Annotated in this window: 27 protein-coding genes; 19 read left to right on the top strand and 8 right to left on the bottom strand. The window is 47.6% G+C overall.

All coding sequences use genetic code 11. The features are described from left to right. Positions 1-128 precede the first annotated feature (128 nt). Positions 129-908: a lipoprotein signal peptidase gene (locus tag ACYVGO_RS03180; RefSeq protein ID WP_460967507.1), complete on the top strand. Its 780-nt coding sequence runs from the start codon at positions 129-131 to the stop codon at positions 906-908. Between the two features lie 79 nt (positions 909-987). Here the strand turns inward: ACYVGO_RS03180 and ACYVGO_RS03175 are convergent, their stop codons facing one another. After that, positions 988-1,872, bottom strand: coding sequence for an OmpA/MotB family protein (locus ACYVGO_RS03175; protein ID WP_142770394.1), 885 nt, complete (start codon positions 1,870-1,872; stop codon positions 988-990). A 277-nt stretch (positions 1,873-2,149) separates the two neighbouring features. Between ACYVGO_RS03175 and ACYVGO_RS03170 the strand changes: the two genes are divergently transcribed. From ACYVGO_RS03170 to ACYVGO_RS03150, 5 genes are all read left to right on the top strand, one after another. Continuing rightward, positions 2,150-3,274 carry a lactonase family protein gene (locus ACYVGO_RS03170; RefSeq protein WP_460967505.1) on the top strand — a complete coding sequence of 375 codons (1,125 nt, stop codon included), beginning with the start codon at positions 2,150-2,152 and terminating at the stop codon, positions 3,272-3,274. Between the two features lie 43 nt (positions 3,275-3,317). After that, positions 3,318-3,914: a 3-keto-disaccharide hydrolase gene (locus tag ACYVGO_RS03165; protein ID WP_142770392.1), complete on the top strand. Its 597-nt coding sequence runs from the start codon at positions 3,318-3,320 to the stop codon at positions 3,912-3,914. Between the two features lie 92 nt (positions 3,915-4,006). Beyond that, the gene (locus ACYVGO_RS03160) at positions 4,007-4,849 is read left to right on the top strand and encodes a 3-keto-disaccharide hydrolase (RefSeq protein WP_460967503.1); all 843 of its coding nucleotides are present in this window, start codon (positions 4,007-4,009) and stop codon (positions 4,847-4,849) included. 85 nt (positions 4,850-4,934) lie between these two features. Then, positions 4,935-8,222, top strand: coding sequence for a S41 family peptidase (locus tag ACYVGO_RS03155; protein ID WP_460967501.1), 3,288 nt, complete (start codon positions 4,935-4,937; stop codon positions 8,220-8,222). 163 nt (positions 8,223-8,385) lie between these two features. After that, positions 8,386-9,030 carry a hypothetical protein gene (locus ACYVGO_RS03150; RefSeq protein ID WP_460967499.1) on the top strand — a complete coding sequence of 215 codons (645 nt, stop codon included), beginning with the start codon at positions 8,386-8,388 and terminating at the stop codon, positions 9,028-9,030. A gap of 10 nt (positions 9,031-9,040) precedes the next feature. Here the strand turns inward: ACYVGO_RS03150 and ACYVGO_RS03145 are convergent, their stop codons facing one another. Further along, positions 9,041-9,547, bottom strand: coding sequence for a DUF6265 family protein (locus ACYVGO_RS03145; RefSeq protein WP_460967497.1), 507 nt, complete (start codon positions 9,545-9,547; stop codon positions 9,041-9,043). A gap of 157 nt (positions 9,548-9,704) precedes the next feature. Between ACYVGO_RS03145 and ACYVGO_RS03140 the strand changes: the two genes are divergently transcribed. The 7 genes from ACYVGO_RS03140 (at position 9,705) to ACYVGO_RS03110 (ending at position 14,399) form a co-directional block, all read left to right on the top strand. Beyond that, on the top strand, positions 9,705-10,610 hold the full coding sequence (locus tag ACYVGO_RS03140) for a DnaJ C-terminal domain-containing protein (RefSeq protein ID WP_460967495.1): 906 nt from the start codon (positions 9,705-9,707) through the stop codon (positions 10,608-10,610). Positions 10,611-10,621: 11 nt separating this feature from the next. Further along, the gene (locus ACYVGO_RS03135) at positions 10,622-10,924 is read left to right on the top strand and encodes a chaperone modulator CbpM (RefSeq protein ID WP_460967494.1); all 303 of its coding nucleotides are present in this window, start codon (positions 10,622-10,624) and stop codon (positions 10,922-10,924) included. 113 nt (positions 10,925-11,037) lie between these two features. Then, complete coding sequence (locus ACYVGO_RS03130) at positions 11,038-11,652, top strand: sulfite oxidase-like oxidoreductase (RefSeq protein ID WP_460967492.1); 615 nt, start codon at positions 11,038-11,040, stop codon at positions 11,650-11,652. 8 nt (positions 11,653-11,660) lie between these two features. Further along, the gene (locus ACYVGO_RS03125; protein ID WP_460967491.1) at positions 11,661-12,401 is read left to right on the top strand and encodes a ferredoxin reductase; all 741 of its coding nucleotides are present in this window, start codon (positions 11,661-11,663) and stop codon (positions 12,399-12,401) included. 25 nt (positions 12,402-12,426) lie between these two features. After that, positions 12,427-12,729 (top strand): DUF6510 family protein, encoded by a 303-nt coding sequence (locus ACYVGO_RS03120; RefSeq protein ID WP_460967489.1) that lies wholly within the window; start codon positions 12,427-12,429, stop codon positions 12,727-12,729. A gap of 2 nt (positions 12,730-12,731) precedes the next feature. Further along, positions 12,732-13,199: a hypothetical protein gene (locus ACYVGO_RS03115; RefSeq protein WP_460967487.1), complete on the top strand. Its 468-nt coding sequence runs from the start codon at positions 12,732-12,734 to the stop codon at positions 13,197-13,199. 135 nt (positions 13,200-13,334) lie between these two features. Next, positions 13,335-14,399 (top strand): DmpA family aminopeptidase, encoded by a 1,065-nt coding sequence (locus ACYVGO_RS03110; RefSeq protein WP_460967789.1) that lies wholly within the window; start codon positions 13,335-13,337, stop codon positions 14,397-14,399. A 62-nt stretch (positions 14,400-14,461) separates the two neighbouring features. Here the strand turns inward: ACYVGO_RS03110 and ACYVGO_RS03105 are convergent, their stop codons facing one another. The 3 genes from ACYVGO_RS03105 to ACYVGO_RS03095 all read right to left on the bottom strand — a co-directional run bounded on the left by ACYVGO_RS03105 (position 14,462) and on the right by ACYVGO_RS03095 (position 17,943). After that, positions 14,462-15,034 carry a hypothetical protein gene (locus tag ACYVGO_RS03105; RefSeq protein ID WP_460967485.1) on the bottom strand — a complete coding sequence of 191 codons (573 nt, stop codon included), beginning with the start codon at positions 15,032-15,034 and terminating at the stop codon, positions 14,462-14,464. 110 nt (positions 15,035-15,144) lie between these two features. Further along, entirely contained in the window at positions 15,145-17,205 is a 2,061-nt protein-coding gene (locus tag ACYVGO_RS03100; RefSeq protein WP_460967483.1) for an OPT family oligopeptide transporter, read from the bottom strand. A gap of 69 nt (positions 17,206-17,274) precedes the next feature. Continuing rightward, on the bottom strand, positions 17,275-17,943 hold the full coding sequence (locus tag ACYVGO_RS03095) for an AlbA family DNA-binding domain-containing protein (RefSeq protein WP_460967482.1): 669 nt from the start codon (positions 17,941-17,943) through the stop codon (positions 17,275-17,277). Positions 17,944-18,105: 162 nt separating this feature from the next. Here ACYVGO_RS03095 and ACYVGO_RS03090 point away from each other — a divergent pair, with 162 nt between their 5' ends. Then, entirely contained in the window at positions 18,106-18,588 is a 483-nt protein-coding gene (locus ACYVGO_RS03090) for a sterol desaturase family protein (protein WP_142770377.1), read from the top strand. A 98-nt stretch (positions 18,589-18,686) separates the two neighbouring features. Here ACYVGO_RS03090 and ACYVGO_RS03085 read toward each other — a convergent pair whose 3' ends face one another. Next, a complete protein-coding gene (locus tag ACYVGO_RS03085; RefSeq protein WP_009284883.1) occupies positions 18,687-18,908 on the bottom strand; it encodes a DUF2795 domain-containing protein in 222 nt (73 codons plus the stop codon). Between the two features lie 248 nt (positions 18,909-19,156). On the opposite strand from ACYVGO_RS03085, the gene ACYVGO_RS03080 reads away from it, so the two are divergent. Further along, on the top strand, positions 19,157-19,882 hold the full coding sequence (locus ACYVGO_RS03080) for a copper homeostasis protein CutC (protein ID WP_460967479.1): 726 nt from the start codon (positions 19,157-19,159) through the stop codon (positions 19,880-19,882). Between the two features lie 34 nt (positions 19,883-19,916). Here the strand turns inward: ACYVGO_RS03080 and purU are convergent, their stop codons facing one another. Next, a complete protein-coding gene (gene purU / locus ACYVGO_RS03075; RefSeq protein WP_460967477.1) occupies positions 19,917-20,756 on the bottom strand; it encodes a formyltetrahydrofolate deformylase in 840 nt (279 codons plus the stop codon). A gap of 110 nt (positions 20,757-20,866) precedes the next feature. On the opposite strand from purU, the gene ACYVGO_RS03070 reads away from it, so the two are divergent. The 3 genes from ACYVGO_RS03070 to mog all read left to right on the top strand — a co-directional run bounded on the left by ACYVGO_RS03070 (position 20,867) and on the right by mog (position 24,409). Then, positions 20,867-21,874 (top strand): isoaspartyl peptidase/L-asparaginase family protein, encoded by a 1,008-nt coding sequence (locus tag ACYVGO_RS03070; RefSeq protein WP_460967476.1) that lies wholly within the window; start codon positions 20,867-20,869, stop codon positions 21,872-21,874. A 94-nt stretch (positions 21,875-21,968) separates the two neighbouring features. Then, the gene (locus tag ACYVGO_RS03065) at positions 21,969-23,789 is read left to right on the top strand and encodes a glycosyltransferase (protein WP_460967474.1); all 1,821 of its coding nucleotides are present in this window, start codon (positions 21,969-21,971) and stop codon (positions 23,787-23,789) included. A 95-nt stretch (positions 23,790-23,884) separates the two neighbouring features. Then, a complete protein-coding gene (gene mog, locus ACYVGO_RS03060; protein WP_142770372.1) occupies positions 23,885-24,409 on the top strand; it encodes a molybdopterin adenylyltransferase in 525 nt (174 codons plus the stop codon). On the opposite strand, the gene ACYVGO_RS03055 is transcribed toward mog, so the two are convergent. Further along, a complete protein-coding gene (locus ACYVGO_RS03055) occupies positions 24,406-25,602 on the bottom strand; it encodes an anhydro-N-acetylmuramic acid kinase (RefSeq protein ID WP_460967472.1) in 1,197 nt (398 codons plus the stop codon). The genes mog and ACYVGO_RS03055 overlap by 4 nt on opposite strands. Positions 25,603-25,725: 123 nt before the next feature. On the opposite strand from ACYVGO_RS03055, the gene ACYVGO_RS03050 reads away from it, so the two are divergent. Continuing rightward, the gene (locus tag ACYVGO_RS03050; protein WP_142770370.1) at positions 25,726-26,622 is read left to right on the top strand and encodes a fructosamine kinase family protein; all 897 of its coding nucleotides are present in this window, start codon (positions 25,726-25,728) and stop codon (positions 26,620-26,622) included. Positions 26,623-26,640: the final 18 nt, after the last annotated feature.

The raw sequence follows: 26,640 nt of genomic DNA, 5'->3' as shown, positions 1-26,640 counted from the left end.
CATTGATGGTCAAGGGTTATCCTTACAACCTGACTACTCTTGATACGCTTGACTACATATGACAAGTATTTAATGACTGGCACAGCAAGCCGGGCAACCCGAGCCATGCTGTGCCACCTTTTTTTATTATGATTCAGAAAAGTCCCTTTAAATTTTTTCTGCTTACGCTAGTCCTGATTGCTCTTGATCAGGGGGTAAAACTGGCTGTTCATCAGTACATGGCTCCTGGTTTTGCCGGTCAGGTTAAGGTAGTTGGCGACTGGCTCAAGCTACATTATGTACTGAACCCGGGCATGGCCTTTGGGATGCAGTTGGGGCACGAGTACGGCAAGCTGTTATTGAGTGTATTCCGGCTTTTTGCGATGGTCGGCATTGGCTATTATTTGGTGAATCTGGCCCATCGTGGTGCTCCCAACGGACTTTTATGGGCAATGTCCATGATTTTGGCCGGAGCAGTTGGCAATGTTATTGACAGTACGTTTTATGGGGTTTTTCTGAATAACGCTCCCTATGGGTCACCTACTCCCTGGTTTCATGGGCAGGTGATTGATATGATTTTTGTTGATGTTTGGGAAGGGTTTATTCCTGACTGGGTACCTGTCTGGGGAGGTCAATATTATTCAACGCCCATTTTTAATGTAGCCGACTCCTGTATTTTCATCGGCGTTTGCCTAATTCTATTCTTCCAGCGTCGGTTCTTCGGTGATCAGCACGTTGAAGACCATATGCTTCCTGTTTCTGGCCCAGATCCGGTTGAAGCATCCGTATTACCAACGGAAGAATTTATGGATAGTGACCAGGAGTCACAATCTACACAAGATGAAATTGAGGGAGAGACACCAGCAGCTGAGAATCAGCAGGATACTCCTGAATCCGTTCTACCTGATGAGGAAAAGCATTCGGAATAGCATTCCGAACTGACGATATTAAAAAAGGCTTGCCATATGGCAAGCCTTTTTTAATATCAATCTCGAAAGAAGCCAGCTATTATTTGCTTCCGCCAGCCTGACCGCTCGAAAGCAAGTTAAAGAACTGATCGAGTTTGGGCGTAATGATAATTTCCGTCCGGCGGTTTTGCTGACGACCGGCGTCGGTCGTGTTATCATCTTTAGGAGCAAATTCAGAACGGCCACCAGCAGTCATACGCTCAGGCGCTACGCTAAATTTCTTCTGCAACGTCCGAACAACAGATGTAGCCCGTAATGCACTCAAATCCCAGTTGTCTTTGATAGACGATGTAGCAATGGGGACAACGTCCGTATGACCTTCTACTAAGATATCGAGATCTTTGTGATCATTTACGACCTTAGCCACTTTGCCCAGTACGGTTTCAGCAGCTGGCAATACTTCAAAACTACCTGATTTGAAGAGCAGTTTATCTGAAAGAGAAACATACACAACTCCTTTCTTCACTTCAACCTGAACATCCTGGTCGTTAATATCATCCAAAGACCGCTTCAGACTCATCACCAGCGCCAGATTCATTGAATCTTTCCGTTGAATAGAAGCATTGAGGTTATTGGTGTATTTGGTTTGCTCGTTCAGGGTTTCGAGTGATTTCTTAATACTTTCGGCACCCGACTTACTCACAATGGACAAATCCGACATCCGGTCGAGGAGGTTCGTGTTCGTCTTTTTAAGGTAGTCGATCTGAGATTGCAAATCGGTAACCTGCTTATCTTTACCTTGCAGGTCTGTGTCTTTAGCTGCCAGTTGTGTTTTCAGATCAGCCGTGCGTTGGTCACAATCGTTCAACGAAGCAACAGCCTTGTCGCGAGCGTCTTGTAGGGATTTAATTTCAGCCAGCCGCTTCTTACTATTGCAGGAAGCCAGCATAGTCACAGCAGCAATGATAATCAAAAATCGTTTCATACTGATAGAGAAGAATAGTAACTAGTAACGAAAAAGTTAGGTTATTAACAATATACACCCAGCATAAACTGAATCGTTTTGCAAAAGTACAAGATTCTGACTAATCGTTTTAATACCAATTTTCATGTAAAGCTATTCTATCCGCTTTTTTCCTTAGAAATTAATTAGAATTTGCTTAGATCGCTATAAGCAGCAAACCCTACCCTACGATGAACAAAAATGACATCGGTAGTTTAAAGCCGCTTTGCTCTTATTAATTTGACTCATCATTGTTTTTATGAATAAACCCTTAACAACCATTTTGATTGGCCTAAGCCTGGCCGCACAAGCTCAGTCGGCCAAAGAAATCATGTACATTGGTACTTATTCCACGCGGGGAAGCGAAGGTATCTATGTGTTTGAGTTCGACCGAAAAGCAGGTACCATGCAACCGGTCCAATCGGTCTCTAATGCAAAAAGTCCATCATTTTTGGCCCTTCACCCTTCAGGTAACTACCTCTATTCTGCAAACGAAGCAGCGGCTAAAACGGAAGGCGGTGTGAGCGCCTATTCCATTGACCGGACTACAGGTAAACTAACCCTTCTGAATAGCCAGCCTTCTCTAGCCTCGGCCCCCTGCCATGTTAGTATTGACCAGACGGGAAAAACAGCTTTCGTTGCTAACTACGGCGGAGGGAGCCTAACAGTATTACCTATCAAGGCAGATGGTACGCTGGCCCCGGCAACCGATACTGTTCAGGATACAGGGGCTGGGCCTAATGCCAAGCGGCAGGAAAAAGCACACGTTCACTCCGCGACACTGGCCCCTGATAACCGATTCCTGTATGTGGCCGATCTGGGCATTGATAAGCTTACGATCTTCGACATTGACGTTAAGGCCAGCAAAGTAAAACCAGCAACAGTACCCTATGTAGCTGTAAAGCCTGGATCGGGCCCCCGCCATTTTACATTCCATCCTAATGGAAAATACGCCTATTTAGTAGAAGAACTGACTTCCTCGGTGGCTGTGTTTTCACGAAATGCCAAAACGGGTGCTCTAACCTTACTGGAAGACAATGTGAAGACCTTACCACCCAGTTTTACCAGTGAGAATACCAGTGCCGATATTCATATTGACCCGGCAGGCAAATTCCTGTATCAGTCAAACCGGGGTTACAATTCGCTGGCTATTTTTGCCATCGGTACCGATGGCAAGCTGACCAAAGTGGGCGATCAATCTACGGAAGGGAAAACACCCCGAAACTTCCTGATTGATCCCAAAGGGGATTTTGTCTTTGTTGCCAATCAGGATTCGGATAACATCACGATTTTCAAACGCGATCAAAAAACCGGAAAACTAACCTATACTGGTCACTCCGTGAAAGTACCCGCTCCCGTCTGCGTAATCATGGCCAGTCGGTAATTATATACCCAAAAATCAATAATACACCCCAAACTTCTAATCAATGAAATACTGCGTTGCTTTCGGCCTTATGTTAACTGTACTGGCCTTCACAGCCCCAACCAAAACCATTAAGCTGTTTAATGGCAAAGATCTAAGCGGGTGGAAAATTTACGGTACCGAAAAATGGTATGTCGAAAACGGCGAACTCATCTGCGAAAGCGGTCCTGACAAGAAATACGGCTATCTGGCTACCGAGAAATTCTACAAGAATTTCGACTTGACACTGGAATTCAAAGAGGAAGCCAATGGCAATAGTGGTGTATTTTTCCGGTCAACGGTAGAGGGCACTAAAGTGAATGGCTGGCAGGTAGAAGTGGCTCCACCCAATCATGATACGGGCGGTATCTATGAATCATACGGTCGTGGCTGGCTGGTGCAGATTCCCGACGAAAAAGAAACCATTCTGAAACCTACCGATTGGAATAAACTCCGCATTCGGGTAGAAGGCGATCATGTTCAAACCTTCCTGAACGGTACACCTATGGTTGATTTAACAGACGAAAAAATTGGTAAAGGCGAAGGCTCTGTAGCCTTACAAATCCATGATGGTGGCGGTATTAAAGTCCGCTGGCGGAATATGAAGTTGCAGGAATTGTAAAAATAAAAATGCCATAACTGCTGAGTTATGCATTTTTATTTTTACCACTTTTCGTTATCCCCTTTTCCTCTTCCCAAAACCCCTTAACGCGAATGAAATTCTTCTTACCGATATGCCTCAGTCTGATTTCGCTCATTTCCCTTCGTGCGCAACCCTCTTCTCAGCCAGACAGGTGGCAATCTCTTTTCAATGGAAAAAACTTAAGTGGTTGGGAAACCTACCTTGATCGCCCTTATGCGAAAGATAATCAGGCAGAAAAAAGCCCGCCCATTGGCCTCAATAACGACCCAAATCATGTTTTCTCGGTAACGACCGTAGAGGGCCAACCAGCCCTGCGGATATCGGGTGAAACCTTCGGCGGTATCAATACGCTGGCTGAGTTTGAGAATTACCATCTCCGAATGGAATTCAAGTGGGGAACACTAAAGTGGCCTCCCAAACTCGACCGCCCCCGCGATAGTGGGCTACTATATCATAGCGTAGGCCCGCACGGAACCCCCATGTTATGGATGGAGTCGTTTGAATTGCAGGTACAGGAGGGCGACTGTGGTGATTATTGGGGCGTTATGAACGTTCTGGCGGACATATCAGCTCGTAAAACGGATAAAGGGACTTATAGGTATGAGCCAGGAGCCACGCCAATTATATTTCAGGACAAAACACCCGTTGGTCGGTCATGCCTTAAATATCCTGACGCCGAAAAACCATCGGGCCAGTGGAATGTACTGGAGCTATATTGTGTCGGCGATACATGCCTGCATGTCATGAATGGCAAAGTCAATCTGGTATTGACCCACACGCGCCACCTTGTCGATGGGCAGGTGGTGCCGCTCACGAAAGGTAAAATTCAATTGCAATCGGAAGGCGCAGAAGTGTTTTATAAGAACATTCAGATTCGCAGTATTAGCCAGTTACCAGCCGAATTGCTTCGATAAAATTCACCTAATCTGATTCAGTACAGTGTAGGGCGAATCGAGCATAATGTTTAATTTTAGAGGATATAAAATCCTCTTTTCCCCAATGCACACTTCTCCAACACGTTTACTACTTCACTGCTTACTACTCACGCTAGTTGCGATTCCATCCGTTGGGCAAACGCAGCCACCTACGCCAGCACCCAAATTTGCTTATGCCGAACCCAGCCTTTCGCCCGATGGGAGCGAACTAGCATTTGTATCGGGTGGCGACATCTGGACCGTGCCAACGGGTGGTGGCGAAGCCCGTTTGCTGGTATCCCATCCTGACAACGAATCACGCCCACTCTATTCGCCCGATGGCAAATACGTAGCCTTTTCCTCATCACGTACCGGCAACGGCGACATTTATCTGCTTACCCTGGAAACCGGCACGATCAAACGGCTTACCTATGACGATGGCAACGAGGTGCTGAATGCCTGGTCACGCGATAGCAAACTAGTTTATTTCCAATCGACCAGCCGTGACATTTCCGGCATGAACGATATCTACCGGGTTAGTATTACAGGCGGAACGCCTATGCCCGTTACGGCAGATCGCTACGCGAATGAGTTCTATAGCGCACCCTCCCCCGATAGCAAAACGCTGGCCTTTTCGGCACGGGGAATTGCCTCTAACCAGTGGTGGCGGAAAGGCCGAAGCCACCTCGATGAAGCTGAAATCTGGCTCTATCATCTGGATGCAAAAAAAGGAGACACGGCCTACGAGCGAATCACGGAAAGTGGTGCCAAAGAACTCTGGCCCATGTGGAGCCAGGATGGTAAAACACTCTATTACGTATCAGATCGGAACCAGGTACAAAACCTGTGGTCGCAGGCGCTGCCTGGTAAACCAACCCTGCTAACTACGTTTACCAGTGGTCGGGTGTTGTGGCCATCCATTAGTTACGACGGTCGAACAATCGTGTTTGAGCGCGATTTTGGCCTCTGGAAATATGACATCGCCAGTCGTCAGGCCAGCCCAATTTCAATCCGGCTCCGGGGCGTTGCTGCCAGCCCGGCAGTGGAACACTTGAAACAGACCAGCCAATTCAGGGAACTGGCGTTATCGCCGGATGGCAAGAAAGTAGCTTTCACGGTGCATGGCGAAGTATTTGCGGCCTCGGCCAAAGATGGGGGCGATGCTACGCGGATCAGCCATAACGCGGCCAATGAATCGCAACCTATCTGGACACCCAACAGCCGGGGACTTGTGTACCTGTCAGGGCGGGATGGGGCCACACATCTCTATCGGTACGATTTTGCTACACGCGATGAGACCCGACTAACCAACGACCTCACTGATGATAGCTCACCTGTGTTTTCGCCCGATGGGAAATTGCTGGCGTTCATTCGAAATGGGCAAGAATTACGCGTACTGGATATGGCCACAAAAAAAGAACGGCTGCTTAAAAAGGCGTATCTGGGTCGCCCACCGTTGGCTTCGTCTGGCTCAGTCGTTTGGTCGCCGGATGGGAAATGGATTGCCTTTGCATCGTACGGGGCTAAAACTTTTCGGAATATTTCGGTTATCCCGGCTGCTGGTGGCGATAGTAAACCCATTAGTTTTCTGGCCAATACATTTGGTGGTAATCTGAGCTGGAGTCCTGATGGAAAATACATTTTGTTCAGTACAACCCAGCGTACCGAAACAGCGCAAATTGCCCGAATTGACTTAGTACCTCGTCCGCCCAAATTCCGGGAAGATCAGTTCCGGGATCTGTTCAATGAAGAAATTCCAAAAACACTAAAACCCACAACACCACCGTCCACAACCGCAAAAACCCCGGCTCGTGACACCACAGCGCGAGCAGATACTGCCGACAAAGCCAGTAAAGGTGGAGCAACCAAAATCGTTTTCGAGGACATTCGGCAACGGCTCAGCTTATTGCCGGTGGGTGTCGATGTAGATGCTCACTCCATTAGCAAGGATGGCAAAACGCTGTTGCTAATTGCTACAGTGGCGGGCCAGCAGAATTTATACACCTATTCACTCGATGAATTAGGGCGAGAACAAAGCGTAGCCAGGCAGTTAACGTCAACACCAGGCAACAAAAGCGGGGCTCAGTTTTCCTCCGATGGCAAAGAGATTTTCTACATCGAGCAAGGCCGAATCCAATCCGTTGCGCTGGATCGACGGGAGCCGAAACCACTGAGTATTACTGCAGAAATGGATGTTGATTTCAGCGATGAGAAAGTGCAGGTATTCCGCCAGGCGTGGGACATTCAGAGCAAAGGCTTTTATGACTCCACATTTCATGGAGCCGATTGGAAAGCCATTCGCGCCGAATACGAGCCCCTGGCAGCGGGTGCTCGCACACCTGATGAATTACGTCGGCTCATCAGCCTGATGCTTGGCGAACTGAATGCATCTCACTCGGGCATTTCGGCACCTGCGGGGTCTGTCCAGACAACAACGGGACGTCTTGGACTCCGTTTCGACCGCACAGAATATGAAACCACCGGTCGACTACGAATCACCGAAGTGATTGCGTTGAGTCCCGCCGATATAGCAGGTACGATTAAGGTAGGGGATTATCTGTTGGGCGTCGATGATACGAAAATCAACGCGACTACAAATCTGGATCAATTGCTGGAAAACCAGATCAATCGTCGGATTTCGCTGATGATTGCCTCGTCGGCAACGGCTCCCCCGCGCGAGGTAGTGGTACGGCCCGTTAATCTGGCCACCGAGAAAGGACTTCTGTATAAGCAATGGGTACAGCAGCAGCGCGAGTACGTAAATAAAGCCAGTAACGGACGACTCGGCTATGTGCATTTATTCGATATGTCGGCGGAGTCGCTGGCGCAGTTGAACATTGATTTAGACGCTGACAACCATGCTCGTGAAGGTGTTGTGGTCGATGTTCGGAATAATAATGGGGGGTTCGTAAACGCCTATGCGCTGGACGTATTTACGCGTAAAGGCTACATGACCATGACCCCACGCGGACTACCATCGGCCCCGGCGCGAACTCAGCTAGGCCAACGGGCGCTGGAACGACCTACGATTCTGGTCACGAACCAACACTCGCTTTCGGATGCGGAAGACTTTACGGAAGGCTACCGGACCCTCAAGCTGGGTAAAGTGGTGGGTGAACCTACAGGAGGCTGGATTATCTACACGTCTGCCGCACAACTCATTGATGGATCGAACCTACGCCTGCCGTTCATTAAAATTACGGACAACACAGGTAAAAATATGGAACTAGCTCCTCGCCCGGTCGATATTCTGGTAGCGCGTCCAATTGGCGAAAGCTATACCGACAAAAACGTTCAGTTAGATAAAGCCGTAGCGGAACTACTTAACGAGTTGAACGAAGCGAAAGCATCCAAACTCAGCACCGGGAAGTAAGATAGTCTGGCGCGACGGGTCCGCCCAAACCCCAGAGAATAAAAAGGGGGACGTGATTTACTTGTCACGCTCCCCTTTTTGTTTACCCATCTCCTCCTGTTACCAAGTGGGGCTCTTAATTGGCGAATGGAACCTATAGCTTTCCGGCATAAATAGATTCAACATGTTTCTCATTCGTCCACTAGCGATTGGATTGATAATCTGCCTAATGGCAGGTAAATCCGTTGCGCAATCCTCTAAAAAAACAATGACTGGCGAATATTACCTATCCGGTGTTCGTGAAGTAGGCTCAGGCATCAAACTAAACGCCGATTCTACCTTTGACTTTTTCTTCTCCTACGGTGCACTCGACAGAATGGGTCAGGGTACCTGGAAACAGCAGGGCAAGCAGATAATACTGAACAGTCGCCCACGTCCGCTGAGAGACTTTGCACTAGTTACCAGCCGAACCGTTCCCGGCACTGGACTAACCATTCGTATCGTTGACCCGAATAAACAAATTCTGCGCTATGTGGAATGCGCCATTAAAAACGGAAAAGCCATTCAGCGGGAAATGACCAATTCAGATGGGCAAGTCCATTTTACTCAACAAGCCCCCGAAGCCATTTCGCTCCGATTCGAACTTTGCCCGGATCGCTATTCGGTTTTCTCCATCACCAATACGGCACACAACTATTTCGAATTTCGCTTTGAAGCCTGGATTGCAGAGGCTTTTTTCGAGAACGTAACCTACACACTTTCCGAAACTGGATTTGAAGGCCCGCACCCGCTGTTAGAACCAGGCAAAACCTATTCGTTTGAGCATTAATAGAAGTAGCCTATTTCCCGAAGCGATTGAATACAAACAGGTCGGTAAATGCCCACTTTCCATCCTTCAGTTGGCCCCGTTGAATAGCCAGTTGGTCTGCCGATCGTTTTTCGTAGATAATGCGAATAGAGCCGTCTTCTTTCTCGAAGATGGCTTTATCTTTTCCAGCTTCGATGAACCGGTAGCGATCCGATTTGTCTTTTTCCTCCTGCCCAATCAGGCCAGGCTTGAAATGCTTTACCAGAACGATCGGGCCTTGCTCCGTCTGCTCAAAAATCAGCATTTCGTACATGGTAACTTTATTATCGCGCATCATGCGCATAAACCCAGTCAGGTTGTCGCCAACGGGGGCTATCCAGGCCGCTTCAATAGGCCCACCATTGAAGGTTCCCAGCCAACGCCCTTCCATAAACGCAACATCAGCTAATGAGCCGGTTTTAGCATTTGTTTGAGCGTGAAGAGATAGGCTAATGAGAATACTAACGATGCAAAAAACGAGTTGACGGATTAGTTTCATGAGGTTTCAGGATTAGACTTAAGCGCAGCAAATTACGGAAATATGAGTTGATAAGAATCACCTCCTTCGGCAACTTATCGCCCATTAATTTTACAACCATACCTACCTCTTCTGTGTTTAGTAAGCGTGTTTGTTACCCAAAACACACCCACCTCTTATGGATTTTATCGACTACTACAGCGTTTTAGGCGTACCGAAAACGGCGTCGGACGAAGACATCAAGAAAGCCTATCGGAAACTGGCCAGGAAACACCACCCCGATCTGAACCCAAATGATACGGAGGCCAACAAGAAATTTCAGCAGATCAATGAGGCCAATGAAGTATTGAGCGACCCCGAAAAGCGCAAGAAATACGATCAATACGGCAAAGACTGGCAACATGCTGAACAGTTTGAGCAAGCTAAACAGCAACAGCGTTCACGTCCACAATACGCCCAGGGAGATACCGGCGATTACGATTTCTCGGGCGGTTTCGGGGGAAGTGATTTCTCGGATTTTTTCTCGTCTATGTTTGGGCAGGATGCGGGAATGGGCGGAGGTCGGCGGCAGGCTAAATTTAAAGGACAGGATTACCAGGCCGAATTGACGCTCAATCTACGTGATGCGTACACCACGCATAAACAAACCCTGACCGTCGATGGAAAAAACATCCGAATTACGGTTCCAGCAGGTATTGAAAACGGTCAAAAAATAAAGCTGGCGGGTTATGGCGCTCCAGGCGTAAATGGTGGCCCTAACGGCGACCTGTACATTACTTTCGTTATTGCCGATGATAGCCGCTACAAGCGAAAAGGCAATGATTTGTATGTCGATGAGGAAATTGACCTGTATACGGCTATGCTCGGTGGCGAACGTATCGTTGAAACAATGGACGGCAAAGTAAAACTGACCGTAAAACCAGAAACGCAATCAGGCACGAAAGTTCGTTTGAAAGGCAAAGGCTTCCCGATCTACAAACAGGAAGGTTCCTTTGGCGATCTGTACATTACCTGGCAGGTAAAGCTCCCTACCAATCTAACAGATCAGCAAAAAGAGCTATTCCGCCAATTATCGACCCTTTAACCCTAGAAAAGATGCAAACGACCCATCTGATCTCAGTCCGTGAATTTTGCCTGTATCATCATGTTGAAATCACGTTTGTTGAAACCCTAGCCGATAATGGCCTGATCGAAACAACGATTGTTGAGCAAACCACTTATGTCCAACCCGAGCAACTGGGCCGCTTGGAGAAGCTAGTCCGCCTGCATCAGGATCTGGCAATTCATGCCGACGATCTGGACGTAGTCAGTGATTTGCTGGATCGCGTAGAAGACTTACAGCAACAACTTTCCCAGTTGCAAAATCGACTGATTTTCTATGAATCCTCTACTAATTAACTATGGCTGCCAGCAACAGTAGTTTCAGAACTCATTCTTTTTTAGCAGATTGTGACTAGTTTAGGCTGATTACCTGACCATATCCTTCCTTCAATTTTCTAAGAACTAAGATCATGGCTTCATTCTTCAACAAAGGGTTCGGACGAAAACGCGAGTCCACATCCAGTGAACGGATTCCACCTGGCCAATACGAAACCTACGATTTCCCCGTATTAACAGCTGGCCCAACACCTCGTATTCCACTGACTACCTGGTCATTCGCGCTGGAGGGGCTCGTAGAAACACCCATCCAATGGAGCTGGGAGCAGTTCAATGCCCTACCGAAGCAATCGTTTACGAACGATATTCACTGCGTAACGAAGTGGTCGAAGCTGGATACGCACTGGGAAGGCGTCAGCATAGAAACGCTGCTTGAACATGTTGACCTAAAGCCTGAAGCTCGTTACGTAATGGCCTACTCTTATGGCGATTATACAACCAATATTCCGCTTGATGACCTCCGTTTGGGTAAAGCATTCATCGGTATAAACTTCGATGGAAAACCCTTAACTCCCGAACACGGTGGCCCCGCCCGGCTAGTGGTCCCTCATTTGTATTTCTGGAAAAGCGCCAAGTGGATCAAGGGCTTACGGTTTATGGAATCAGATAAGCCTGGCTTCTGGGAACGCGGAGGTTACAGTATGTACGGTGATCCCTGGAAGGAACAACGGTATCGGACGGACGACTGAACAACAGCATGGAAAAATTTCAGTGGCAGATTGCCCAGGTAAAAGCCATTACGCAGGAAACACCTCGTGTAAAAACCTTTACCCTACAACTACCGCAGTGGATTGCTCATATAGCTGGTCAGCACTATGATCTTCGGCTAACGGCAGAAGACGGCTACCAGGCCGAACGTAGTTATTCAATTGCATCGCCCCCTGAGCAAACGGGTGAAATTGACCTCACAGTTGAATTAATTGACGACGGTGAAGTATCTTCCTATTTGCATGAAGGCATTTCGATAGGTGATCCGCTGGAAGTACGGGGGCCCATTGGCGGCTATTTTGTCTGGAAAGATAACCTGGCCACTACGCCCCTATTGCTGATTGCAGGGGGGTCTGGCATTGTACCGCTCATGGCTATGCTTCGCCACCGGGCTCGGATTGGTGCCACAAACCCGACGATTCTACTCTTTAGTGTCCGCACAGCCGAGGAAACCATTTATGGGCAGGAGCTGAGACAGTTAGCCGAGGAGGATGCTCATTTTACATTACTGCTCACCTATACACGTCAGGCCCCACCAAATTGGACCGGCTACCAACGTCGGGTAGATCGTACAATGTTAACTGAAGTGCTGAACCAGTTTGCCAGTCAGCCAATCTGTTTTGTCTGCGGCCCTACCCTCCTTGTAGAGCAGGTAGCGAATACGCTGGTTGATGTAGGCTTACCAACTTATACGATTCGTACGGAACGATTTGGCCCAACCGGTGCCTGATGTATACACTAAATCTGGCCCTACTATGAATACAGAAACCGATACGATTAATGAAGCCTTTCGATTGGATGGCAATGCCGTAGCTGGTGAATTGCAAATGCTGCTCGGCTTTGACGTTACCGTGCTCCAGACAACGTGCAGCCATTGCCAAAAGGAAGGCCAATTTGCAACTCTGCTGGCTTATGTCCGGGGGCCGGGCATAGTACTTCGCTGCTCCACCTGCAATGGCATGGTACTACAGGTTGTAAAAACGCCCCAAACGATCATGATCACAGTCGAAGGAATAGTAGCCGGATTAACCAGTACAATCATTAAACGTCAACGATAAAAATGCGTCTCATCTTCGCTCCTATCGCCTTGTTATTTCTTCTTACGAGTTGTGGTCAGCGTTCGGCAAAAACTGAATCAGCCACCCTAGGCGACTCGACAGTACGTACTAACGCAGTAGAAAAGACCCTACCCGATACACTATGCTTCCGGCAAATCGTTGGGCGGGATTCCACTACGCTCCAGTTGGTTATTAAAGATTCAATAGTAACGGGTGAGCTAGATGTAATCCCTTTTGAGAAAGATCGGGCCCGTGGCTCCATACATGGCACACGAACCAACAACCAAATTCAGGCCGACTGGCAGCGGTCGGGCGAGGGTGTAACGCAGGCATACGAAGTTGTTTTCACGCTAAAAGGCGATTCAGTAATCTGGCGCGATGGAGAACGTGTTGAAAAGGAAGGAAAATGGGTGCTAAAAAATCCAGCTCAAGGCTACGAGTATGTACTACTGAAAACAGATTGCCAATAAAATTGGGCCTGCCTGGCTATTCAATGCCATAATCCAGTAACTTGAGCAGCAAGTAAATAGACCTGTCAAATGGCCTTATCCTCCCGCTATAATCTTGTCTCAACAACGTACTTGCTGCTTATTACTGGCTTTATTATGGCCCAAACACCTAAACGTCCGCGCGAATACGGCATCCGATTTGGCGTAATGCCAACGGGTACGCTCAACGCCATTACCGATGTACCAGGCGTTCGGGTAGGTCAGGTTACCCTCAAGCAGGGGCAGACTATTCGTACGGGTGTTACGGCAATCCTCCCCCATACGGGCAACCAGTTTCAGCAAAAAAGCCCGGCTGCTATTTACATTGGCAACGGTTTCGGTAAACTGATGGGCTATAGCCAGATCGAAGAACTCGGTACGCTGGAAACGCCCATCGTTTTAACCAATACCTTAAGTGTCCCCACGGCTGCCGATGCACTGATTGATTATACGCTAACCCAGGCAGGCAACGAACAGGTACGATCCGTGAACTCGGTTGTGGGCGAAACCAATGATGGCTTCCTAAACGACATTCGTGGCCGACACGTAACAAAGCAGCACGTACTGGATGCAATTAAACAGGCTAAAACCGGCCCCGTAGACGAAGGCAATGTTGGCGCTGGTACAGGAACCGTTTGCTTTGGGTTTAAGGGTGGCATTGGTACGTCGTCCCGTAAATTACCTGTCTCTTTGGGAAATTATACAGTCGGCGTTTTAGTACAGACAAACTTCGGCGGTGCCTTGCAACTAGCTGGCGTCCCTATTGGCGCGGCTTTGGGCAAGTATTCCTTCAAAGAAAATCTGGATGGTTCCTGTATGATGGTTGTCTTAACCGACGCACCGTTGGATGCCCGCAATCTCAAACGTCTGGCCAAACGCGCCTTTATGGGACTAGCCAGAACGGGGGGCATTGCCTCTAACGGTAGTGGTGATTACGTGATTGCGGTATCGACTGCCTATCAAATTCTGCACGACACCCAAAGCTCGTTCGATGAAGTGAACGTACTCCGTAACGACAATGTATCGCCACTTTTCATGGCCGCTATCGAAGCCACAGAAGAAGCGATTATCAATTCACTCTTTGCTGCCCAAACCGTTATAGGAGATCAGGGACATCAGGTAGACCAATTACCGATCAATAAAGTGGTTGACTTATTAAAAAAGGCAGGCCAGGCTCGCTAAAGGTATAAACAGCCGGGTCTGGTTAAGTCACGAATCGACTACGTTTTATCTTATTCGTTAATTCAACTAGCCGAAGCTTGTTGGGTCCGTTGCCGACTACCGACTACCAGCCGTATTAGTCCATATACAAATACAATTGCAACTACCAGCGTCACACCCCATTTTAGGTTGGTAACTACGGAACAAAGCAGGGCAGCCGCTTCCGACGCCTGAGGGTAGCTTTTAAGGAGGTACACAATGCAGGCATTTTCCATCAGATCGAATGCCCATATCCCAACCGGCAATACATTCACCAACTGGAAAGGGGCATACGTTCGGTTCCTGAACAGCAACGAGAGTATGGTGCAGAACAGAAAGGTGTAAATAAGTGGATAAACAATATCAGTTGTTAGTTCACCTTGCGCATAAATAGCCCGCCCTTCAGAACCATAGTCCGCAACCATCTGGCTGATTTTTGCCGGGTTATAACCCAACAACAGGTCAATTGGCCCTACTATCTTTCCGGCTAGCGCATTCATCTGCGCTTCCAGATTTTGGAATAAATAAGCTGGGAAAGGCATGTACAGAACAACTCCTAGAAAAAGTGTCTTCCAGGAGGCAATGCGATAGAAAAACGACGAGAGCGTATTCAGCATGATTGATAGTAATTAAGGAGAGGGTTGCTTAATTATCTTTTAATAAAGCACTTACTCCTAACTACTTATCTACTCACACCTCTCCATTTAGTAAGCGGTCGCAAATCAGCTCAACGTCTGCTCTCCGCCACCCGCCATAATACAATTGCCAATCCGACAAAAGCGAGTGCACCCAGCAATTCATAGCCGCCTTCACCTAGTGCACTTGCCAACGCGGGTTCCAGCGTAAGCGATGCCAATCCATTATAAATCGACTCGTTGACAGATAGCAACGCCACAACAACGCCCGCCAACGCGCCACCAGCTACCAGACCTGTTGCGAAGAGATTCCCTTTGCCCAGATCTGCATCTTCTTCTACAGTACCCTTGCGTTTGGCGTTCCAGTCAACAATCGACTTAACCAGGCCGCCCGCAAAAATAGGAAGCGTTGTAGAAAGAGGCAGATAAAGTCCTACAGCGAAAGCTAAGGCACTAACACCTACTAACTCGAATACAAAGGCGATAAACGCGCCAACCAGCACAAACTGCCAGTCGAGGTTAAACGAGAGCAGGCCTTTGATAAGTGTGGCCATCAGCGTTCCCTGGGGGGCCGGAAATTTGTCGGAGCCAATAGCGTGTGTAATTCCCTGGGCCAGCAAATCGGGGGTGGGCGTGTCGAGAATCTTTACCGTTGCCCCCACAACTAGCGATGACACAATGACGCCAATAAACAAGGCCATTTGCTGGTATTTTGGTGTAGCACCAACCAGATAACCCGTTTTAAGATCCTGCGACGTACCACCCGCATTGGCAGCCGCTACGCAGATCATACTGCCAACCACCAATACGGCAGGTTCATATACCTTTCCGGTTAACCCAAAGCCAATGAAAACCAGCGACGTCCCCATAATGGTAGCAATGGTCATCCCGGAAACAGGAGAGGAGCTGGAGCCGATCAGTCCCACAATCCGGCTGGCAACGGTCACAAAGAAGAACCCAAATACAATAACCAGTATGGCAATCAATAATTTGGTGATAATGGAATCGCCAGGAATTTGAGGCAACACAACCATTAAAGCAGTAAGCAAAATACTGCCGATAATTACAATTCGAACACTTAAATCCTGTTCGGTACGCGGTGTCCGGCTACCAAAGCTTAATTCGTCTTCTGTTTCAATAGCACTCAACGACGAGCGGCTGAAACTTTGTTTAAAAGATGAGACAATCGTTGGAATCGTTTTGATTAAGGTCATAAAACCGCCCGCCGTAACAGCTCCTGCACCAATTTGTCGAATATACGCTCGATATACAGCCGCAGCCGTATCAGTAAACGTATGTGTCGTTGGATTCCAGCCACCAGGTCCACCCGCCGTTTGCAGATTCGTTAAATAGCCAAGCTTTTGAAGTTGTAGCGCAATCGTATCGCCCGGCACCAGAGAAGCCAACAGAGGTATTAACCCCAACCACGCCAGAATTCCCCCACCCACTAAAACTGCTGAGATCCGGAATCCAATGATATAGCCAACGCCCAGATATTCCGGTGTTATTTCGCCTGCTACCTGCGCCGACGGGAAATACCGATTAGCCTGTTTTGTGGCCCAAACGGGCACCTCGGCAATCACGTGCAGTACTTTTTGTAGAAACGCATAGAGCAACGCGGCTCCTAATCCCTGGTAAGCTGTTTTGGCAAAATCTCCACCTTTCTCGCCCGCAATCAGCACCGATGCGCAGGCTGTGCCTTCAGGATAGGGTAATGTGCCGTGTTCCTGTACAATCAATGACCGACGCAATGGAATCATCATCAGTGTACCAATCAGGCCGCCCAGAATGGCCAGCGTCAGGATTGTCCAGTAATTGAAGAAATCAGCCCCACTCCCGTTAGTCAGGAAAAGAAAGCCCGGCATAGTGAATACCACCCCAGAGGCAATACTCTCACCCGCAGAGCCCGTCGTTTGAATAATGTTGTTTTCGAGAATGGTCGTGTTCAGAAACCGACGACCGAGGGAAATGGCCAATACCGCAATAGGGATGGATGCCGATACCGACAACCCGGCCTTGAGGGATAAATAGACCGTTGCGGCTCCAAACAATACACCAAACACCGCTCCGGTAATGATCGCTTTTAGGGTAAACTCAGCGGGTGATTCGGTGGCGGGTACAAACGGTTTGTGAGTAATTGGGGGCTGAGACATAGTCGTTGGTTTTGTGATGCATCGTTTCTGAGCTTCACAAAGTAAGACATTCCCAACATATACCCAACTCTACTGAATGGCCCTGGGAGTGTATTGATCCACGATATCGCTCGGATGAATTTCAAGTACATTCGCCAGCACCAGCAACACAAGCGTTCGGGAGGCAATACGGCGCGAAATGCCTGCAATATTCGCGAATAGGTCAACCGTAATACTGTCGTGTTCGCCAAGGTGCTGCATGAGCTTATGTTCTTTCTCGCCATAGCTGAAGCGGATGTCGCGTTCGGCTTGCTCGCCTTTCAAAATCTCGCGCACTTCACGGCTGGCCTGCACCGATTTATCAGCGACGCGCACGTACACCTTTTTGTTGTCCGGTTCTGTCGGATCGGGAATAATATAATGAGGACGGGTTGGGCTTCGGGGCACACGTATCACGAGAACTTCCCGTTCGTCGTAGAGTTGTACCCGATCAATAGTGTAGGAAATTCGGGGAAAACAAAATTTATTAATAGCCCGGACGAGCAGGTATTCGTCCTCATCGGCATATTTCAATCCCTGGATCTTCTTGTCGTCGCCGACACCGATCAGCATGATTCCTCCGTTTGTATTAGCGAAAGCGACCACGCCCCGGATTATTTTCTCGGGATGATTTGTTTTCAGCTTGAACTCTAAACTGCTACCCTCTCCCCGTTTAACCAGGTTCTTGAGCGCTTGATAGTCCATAACCGATGGGTTCATCTGGTTGTACACTGACTAGGGATAAATATACGGCTTTTCTGCAAACTTGCAAATGTCCAGCCCATATCTCTATCTTTCATTAAAAACTCGGCTTGCCTACGTCAACTTTTCGACTTAGTTAACCGTTACTAAAGTACTTCTTACTTTATAGAAAACATAAAAATGCTGGTAAACGTTGCGCTTGTTTTAGGGACGTTCGGTTTTATGGAAGGCGTTGCCTGGTTTACACACAAGTATGTCATGCATGGCTTTTTGTGGAGTTGGCATCGCGACCATCACAACCATCACAACGGTTTTTTTGAAATCAACGATTTATTTGCCGTTGTGTTTAGCCTGACCGCTATTAGTTTGATTCTTATTGGTGTCGAATTTCCAGAATGGCAATTTCTGGCCTGGATTGGAGCTGGCGTTACGCTTTACGGTTTCTTCTATTTCGTTTTCCACGACGTCATTGTTCATCGGCGCGTAAAGTTGAAAGTTGATACCAGTGGGCGGTACATGCAACGCATTATGCGGGCGCATTACATTCACCATAAAGTACATACTCGGGAAGGTGCCGAAGCATTCGGTTTCCTGTATGCGCCAAAAAAATATGACCGGGCCGTAAAAAGTAAAAAGCCCGAGACGGAATCGAAATCATTGTAATGAGGACGGTCGGTCGTTTCGGTAGAAACCCGTATTGCATAAAAAAGGCGTAATCCAAAGAGGGTTACGCCTTTTTTATCAAAAAATTCCCGAACGACTCAATATTCGTCTTCGTTGAAAAAGAAATCATCTTTGGTTGGATAATCCGGCCAGATTTCTTCGATGCTCTCATAGGGTTGCCCATCGTCTTCGAGCTCCTGTAAGTTTTCAACTACTTCGAGGGGGGCACCTGAGCGAATTGAATAGTCAATCAGTTCGTCTTTGGTGGCAGGCCAGGGGGCATCTTCCAGATAGGATGCCAGTTCGAGTGTCCAGTACATAGTGTGTTCGTATTTTGATGTCTATTTTCAATGAGGGTGCAAAAGTAAAAAAATCGGTAATATCCAAGCTATTTTAGGCAAAAATGTTCGCAATCGTTATTCTGCCGGGATTTAGGCCTTTAACGCGCAATAACGCCGTTTGTTTGTAGCGAAGTAAATAAATTTTATGAGACAAACTAGTAAATACTGTTTCTATTTATTTCGCCCCCGGTTATATGGCCTTTGCTTAACCTCTCTATCACTTACTTATGCTTATTGAAGTATGCGCTTATTCGCTCGATTCATGCCTCACAGCGCAGCGAGCCGGAGCCGGACGTGTTGAATTATGCGGGGGCCTTGCCGAAGGAGGAACGACACCCAGCGCAGGCCTGATTCAACTGGTTCGCCAGCACCTGACCATTCCATTTTATGTAATGATTCGGCCACGCGGGGGCGATTTTTTTTATACCGAAACCGAACTGGCCGTTATGAAAGCTGATATTTTAATGGCCAAAACGTTGGAGGCTGATGGCGTAGTACTGGGTATTTTGCAGCCTGATGGCCAGGTAAATGAAGCCCAAACACGAGAATTGGTCGAGTTGGCCCACCCCTTGCCCATTACATTCCATCGTGCATTCGACATGACGCGTGATCCGATTGAAGCGCTGGAAGCCGTAATACGTACGGGCGCCATTCGCATTCTAACCTCTGGCCAGCAGCAAACCGTTGACCTGGGTTTACCAGTCCTTCGCCAATTGGCAGAGGCTTCAGCAGGACGTATTGAGATTATGGCCGGAGCTGGTGTGAATGCCCAAAATGCCAGTCAATTAATAGAAGCGGGTGTCGATGCGTTGCACCTGAGTGGTAGTCAGAAAGAAGACAGCCGCATGATTTTCCGGCAACCGTCGGTATCAATGGCTACCAGTATTCCTGATGAGTATGAATATCTAGAAGCTAATGAGGCAAAAATAAAGGCCGTGGTGCGGCAGGTGTAACGCGGTGGTTCGGCAATCCGACATCCTGTCCGCGTTACAAGACAATGGCCCGGTTACCGGAGATAAATACCCGATCGTTAAAAACCAGTTTCAACGCCTGCGACAAGACAATTTTTTCTACATCTTTCCCCTCCGTTGCCATATCGGCAGCAGTGTGTCGATGATCCACTTCCTTTACATTCTGGGCAATAATTGGCCCTTCGTCTAAGTCGTTATTTACGAAATGAGCCGTAGCTCCGATGATTTTAACACCCCGCTCGTAGGCCTGCCGGTACGGATTTGCGCCAATAAAGGCGGGCAAAAATGAATGGTGAATGTTAATAATCCGATTCGGGAAATGATTCACAAAACCAGCCGTGAGCACCCGCATATATTTAGCTAAAACCACATATTCGGGTTCATAAATAGCCATTGTTCGCAGAATGGCTTCCTCATGTTCTTCACGGGTTCGGCCTTCATGAGAAATGTAGTGAAATGGAATGCCAAACTTGCTGACTAAGGGCTGCAGCAGATTGTAGTTACTCACAACGGCCAGAATATCAGCGTCTAGTTCATCAAACGCGTACCGAATCAGTAATTCGCCAAGGCAATGGTGTTCTTTAGTCACCATCACGACAATATTTTTCTTACGCTTGGGATTCAGTCGAAACGTAATTTCAGACTGATTTGCTAAATCGGGCAATGTGGTTTTTAATTCATGTAGTAAAGATGCACTATCAAACATGTCGTGCGCGACCCCGGCCTCAAATTCAGTACGCATGAAGAAACGGCCTGACGGACTAACGTACTCATCATTATGGATGATATTTAAGTTATGTCGGAATAGTACGCCCGTTACGTGGTAAATCAGGCCCTTACTATCGGGGCCATCCATAAGTAATATATGTTTGTCAGGAAGCGCCATGCTTGGTTTTGAATAAATTGGCTAAAAGTAGCAAATGCCAGCCGTTTATTCCTTTATTTTGGGTCATAAGCACCCTATCTATGGTAAATCGACGCCGTTTTTTAACTCTCAGCTCGCTGGCCGGGCTACTCCCCTCGCTATCATTCGGTTCTACTGAATCAGTTGACACTACTAATGGCACCAATAGCCAAGTTGACTTCACTACAAATGAAGCCCCTTTACTTAGTACCCCTCTCGTCATTTCAACCTGGAAACAACCTAAGGCCAATGCAGCCGCCCAGGCCGTATTAGATCGGGGTGGGCGGGCATTGGACGCGGTAGAAGCAGGCGTGAAAGTTCCTGAAGCCGATCCAGAAGACATGAGCGTCGGGTACGGAGGTCGTCCTGATCGGGATGGGCATGTAACGCTTGATGCCTGTATCATGGATGAGAAAGGCAATGCGGGGTCTGTTACGTTTCTGGAGCATATTATGCACCCAATTTCGGTAGCGCGGGCGGTTATGGAAAAAACACCGCACGTGATGCTCAGTGGCGAAGGAGCCCTAACCTTTGCGCTCTCTCAGGGGTTTAAAAAGGAAAATCTGCTCACGAAAAAAGCGGAGAAAGAATGGCGTGAATGGCTCAAAACAGCCAAATACAAACCCATCGCCAATATCGAACGACACGACACGATTGGCATGCTGGCCATTGATGATAAAGGCAACATCTCAGGCGCTTGTACCACCAGTGGACTAGCGTACAAAATGCGGGGTCGTGTGGGTGACTCACCTATTATTGGTGCGGGCCTGTTTGTCGATAATGAAATTGGTGGAGCCTGTGCCACCGGGCTAGGCGAATTAGTTATGCGAACCTGTGGTGCATTCCTGGTGGTCGAATTAATGCGTCAGGGGCACACCCCTCAACAAGCTTGTGAAGAAGCCGCTTCACGAATTATAAAAAAACAAGATTATAAAGATATACAGGTTGGCTTTCTAGCTGTAAATAAGAAAGGTGAGCACGGAGCCTATAGTATTCAGCCGGGATTTAACTATACGTTATCAACGCAAAAAAAGACAGAGGTTACCGACGCAAAGTCATATTTGAAATAAACAAGTTTTTCTTTTATTGTTTATAGTACTTAATTGCCGTCCCAAAAGTGGGCAATTACGGCTACTATACAACTATTTAAAATCACGAACTACATTGGAATCGGTATTTTCAACATCGAAGCGGAAGCTCCTACTCGAAATAGCCTGGGAGGTGTGTAATCAGGTAGGTGGAATTTATACGGTTATCCGGTCGAAAGTGCCAGCGATGGTCGAAAAGTGGGATGATAACTACGTGGCACTGGGGCCCTACTTCCCCCAACGGTCTGCCGCTGAATTTGAACCCATTACCGAACCCGACGAAACAGAAATTGGGCAAACGGTTCGTAAAATGCGGGAATTAGGCTATACAGTTGAGTATGGTTATTGGCTTGTTACGGGTCGCCCGCGTGTTGTCCTGTTCGATCTTAACAGCATTGGTATTGATCAGTTGAACCAAATAAAAACACAGCTTTGGTTAAATCATCAACTCTCAACCCTCAACGTTGAGGAACTTGTCAATCAGACAATTATCTTCGGTGAAATGGTGCGGATTTTTATCACGCTGCTAGCCGAAGATCATGCCCGACGTGTTGATTTCGTCGCTCATTTCCACGAATGGATGGCCAGCACGGGTTTGCCTGATCTGCGTCGTGATAACGTTAAAGTGGCCACTGTCTTTACCACCCACGCCACCATGCTTGGGCGTTATCTTGCCCAAAACGAGCCTGGATTTTACGGTAAACTCCCATTTTTTGATTGGAAGCGTGAAGCCCAGCACTACGGTATTGAAACACAGGCTACGGTTGAGCGGCTGGCGGCTTTACAGTCGCACGTTTTCACTACCGTCAGCGATGTAACAGCACGTGAATGCGAGGTATTTCTGGGTCGAAATCCTGACCTGGTTTTACCCAATGGCCTGAACGTCACTCGGTTTGCTGCTGTTCATGAATTCCAGAATCTGCACGTTCGATATAAACAGAAAATCCATGAGTTTATCATGGGCCACTTTTTCCAGAGCTATTCATTCGACCTGGAAAAAACGCTATACTTCTTTACCTCAGGCCGTTTCGAGTTTTCTAACAAGGGATATGATCTTACGCTCGAAGCTCTTGCCCGTCTGAATCACCGGATGCGTGAAGCCAATATGGACACAACAGTTGTTATGTTCATGGTTACCAAACAGCCATATACATCCATAAATCCCGATGTACTTCACTCCCGTGCGTTGCTTGATGAAATCCAGGAGACTTGCGAAAGTATTGAAAAACAAGTAGGTGAGCGCCTGTTCCAGGCAGCGGCTTCGAACACGCAGAGCACAACCTTGCCTGATTTAAACAGCTTTGTGGATGAGTATTGGCGGCTTCGCCTTCGGCGGACCGTTCAAAGCTGGAAAACAAAACATCTCCCTCCTTTTGTAACCCATAATCTGGTGCAGGAGGATGATATGACCCGGTTTATCCAGAAAGCAAACCTGGTCAATAATGAATACGACCGGGTTAAAATCGTTTATCACCCCGATTTCATAGCATCTACAAACCCATTGTTTGGTCTGGATTACAGCCAGTTTGTACGGGGGTGCCACCTGGGCGTATTCCCAAGCTATTACGAGCCCTGGGGCTATACTCCTCTGGAATGCGTTGTCCGCGGTATCCCAACCGTTACAAGCGACCAGTCGGGCTTTGGTGATTTCATCATGCAAATCATGCGCGACTACGAAAATCGGGGTATTTACGTGATCAATCGGCGGACACAGTCATTCAACGAAGCCGCTGACCAGTTAGCTGATGTACTTTACCGTTTCGTAAGAATGGCCCAGCGCGACCGCATCAAGCAACGTAACCGGGTTGAAAGCATTGCCGATGTGTTCGACTGGAGCAGTTTACGTTCCTACTACGACACGGCGCACGACTTGGCTTTGAAACGAAAGAAACCTTAAGTTTAAAATGTAAAATGAATAATGGTTAATGTGTAATGGCAGATTTGTCAATCATTATACATTAACCATTATTCATTTTACATTAATTACAAATCATGATTAAAATCGGCATTATAAATGTTTCGGATCGCGCTAGTGCAGGTGTTTATGAAGACATTCCGGGCAAGGCGGTTGTTAGCTTATTGACGGATTGGCTCACCTGTCAATGGGAACCTGTGTATCGCGTTATTCCCGATGAACAGGATCAACTCGAAGCCACATTAATCGAACTGGCCGACGTAGAAGGTTGCTGTCTGGTCGTAACGACAGGGGGTACCGGTCCCGCTCTACGCGACGTTACACCGGAAGCCACCGAAGCTGTTTGCCAGAAAATGATGCCCGGTTTTGGCGAGTTGATGCGTCAGGAAAGCCTTAAATACGTTCCTACAGCCATTTTATCACGCCAAACGGCGGGTATCCGTAACCAGACACTGATGCTTAATTTGCCGGGAAAACCAACCGCCATAGGTCAATGCCTGTCGGTTGTTTTCCCGGCGATACCCTACTGCATTGACCTGATTGGCGGACCTTTTCTGACTACAGATGCCGATAAGATGAAGGTATTTCGGCCAAAAAGCTAACGGGGAAAACTAACTTTTCCCATCGTCACGCTTGGCACGCCCTGCCTGTTGCCAAATGACGTGTTTCCTCCGGCCAGACTTTCATTAGCCAACACGGCAAATAAAACGGCTTCTTTAGCATCACCACTGATACCGAGCTCATCGGTGATGCTAAAGGTACAGTTAGGCAACAATTGCTTTAGTGAAGCCGTCAGTACAGGGTTGTGCATGCCTCCGCCACTCATATAGACACTGTATGTCTCGTTAGAATGCATCACGCGCCGAATAGTATCAACTATGGTTTCGGCACTGAACTGGACCAGGGTGGCCATTAAATCGGCATCTGATAAATCGGTGGTTCGGCTGCGATTTTGAGCTTCTTCAACGTAAGCCATATTAAACACTTCAGGACCTGTTGTTTTTGGGAATGGCGCGTCGAAAAAAGGGTTTGTTTTTAGAGCGTTGAGCAAAATCGGGTTCACCTTACCCTGAGCGGCCAGTTTACCATCTTCATCATAAGGCTTGTTCAACAATTTTCGGGCATAAGCATCTAAAATTGTATTCCCCGGTCCTGTATCGGTTGTAAATACACTCCCCGCATCCTCATCGGCAGGTAAGTAGGTGAAGTTAGCAATACCGCCCATATTAAGCAGAAGGCGATTTTCGTCCTTTTTTGAGAACATAAAATAGTCTCCATAAACAGCTAAGGGAGCTCCTTCGCCACCGTGAGCAACATGTTTCTGACGAAAATCGCTAACTGTTATCACACCGGTGATGGCGGCAACATGGTCACCATCGCCAATCTGGAGGGTAGCATTCGGGAACTTATCACGCTGGTGCTGACTTTTGGGGGCATGATATACCGTTTGGCCGTGGCTGGCAACAATGTCGACGGCTTCAGGTTCAATAGCCCAGTTACGCAGGCAATCGAGAATCATCTGCCCATGTAACCGGCCGATATATGGATTTAGCAAACATAGGTGCTCAAATTCAATTTCGGTCTTGGCAAAGATTGTTCGGATATCAGCTTTCAGCTCTTCATCATAAGGCACAGTAGAAAAGCGTTCTAGTATGACTTGAGTAGTTGGTCCGGCACCTGAAATTCGGCATAAGGCTACGTCAAGGCCATCGAGTGAGGTACCCGACATAAGGCCAATAATTCGGCGTGTGGGCTTCTGAGCAATGTGATATAGTTGCTGAATTTGAGCGTTCATTTTAAATTTATGGTTCCTGGTTTACCGTTTACAGTTCCCCTTTACTGGGCCATTGATTAATTGGACCGGAAAACTACCAAAAATCGCGACAGGGAACCGCGTAAATCATTCACTATATAACGCATGGATTTCTGGGGCGACGAGCAATTCTCCTTCTTTGAAAACATCTTGTTTTCTGTATTAGGCCAATCCGTTGATGTAATCGAAACCCAGTTTTTATCGGGCGGTGACATCAATACGGCGGCTCAGGTATTTTCGTCGGCAGGGGTATTCTTCATTAAATGGAATCAGTTCGAGGACCAGTCTACAGAACCGCCAAGCATGTTCGAGTCTGAAGCAATGGGGCTTGATTTGCTTCGCCCAACTAACGCATTTCAGATTCCGCAAGTGATTGGGCATGGACGTCACCTGGGCAAGTCTTATTTAATTCTGGAATACATTGACTTTGGGAAACCCGCCAAAACATACTGGGAAACATTAGGCCAGAAATTAGCGGTTTTACACTCCTGTACGCAACCTAAATTTGGTTTAAACTTCGATAACTACATTGGTTCTTTACCCCAGACCAATAAGCTTACCGCAGATGGTTTTGATTTCTTTTTCGAACACCGGCTGCTACCTCAGGCCGGTTTAGCGCTGTACAAAGGTTTGCTATCGAAACAGGCCTATGATGCGTTGTTTCGCTTACGTCTACGCTTACCTGATTTGATTCCGAACGAACGTCCGGCGCTCCTACACGGCGATTTATGGTCGGGGAATGTACTGATTAATGAAAGCGGGCTTCCGGCACTGATTGACCCCGCCGTTTATTATGGATTCCGGGAAGCCGAACTCGCCTTTACTAAATTATTTGCTGGCTTTGATGCGCGATTCTATGATGCCTACGATGAAGCTTTCCCACTTCAGAGTGGTTTTAATGAACGTGTTGGCATCTATAATCTATACCCACTACTCGTTCATGTGAATCTCTTTGGGTCAGGTTACGTTAGTGGCGTGGAACGAATACTGAAACAGTTTTAAAAAAGTTGATAAGTCGGT

It is taken from the genome of Spirosoma migulaei, assembly GCF_054776855.1.
This window is presented reverse-complemented; position numbering and strand designations above follow the sequence as displayed.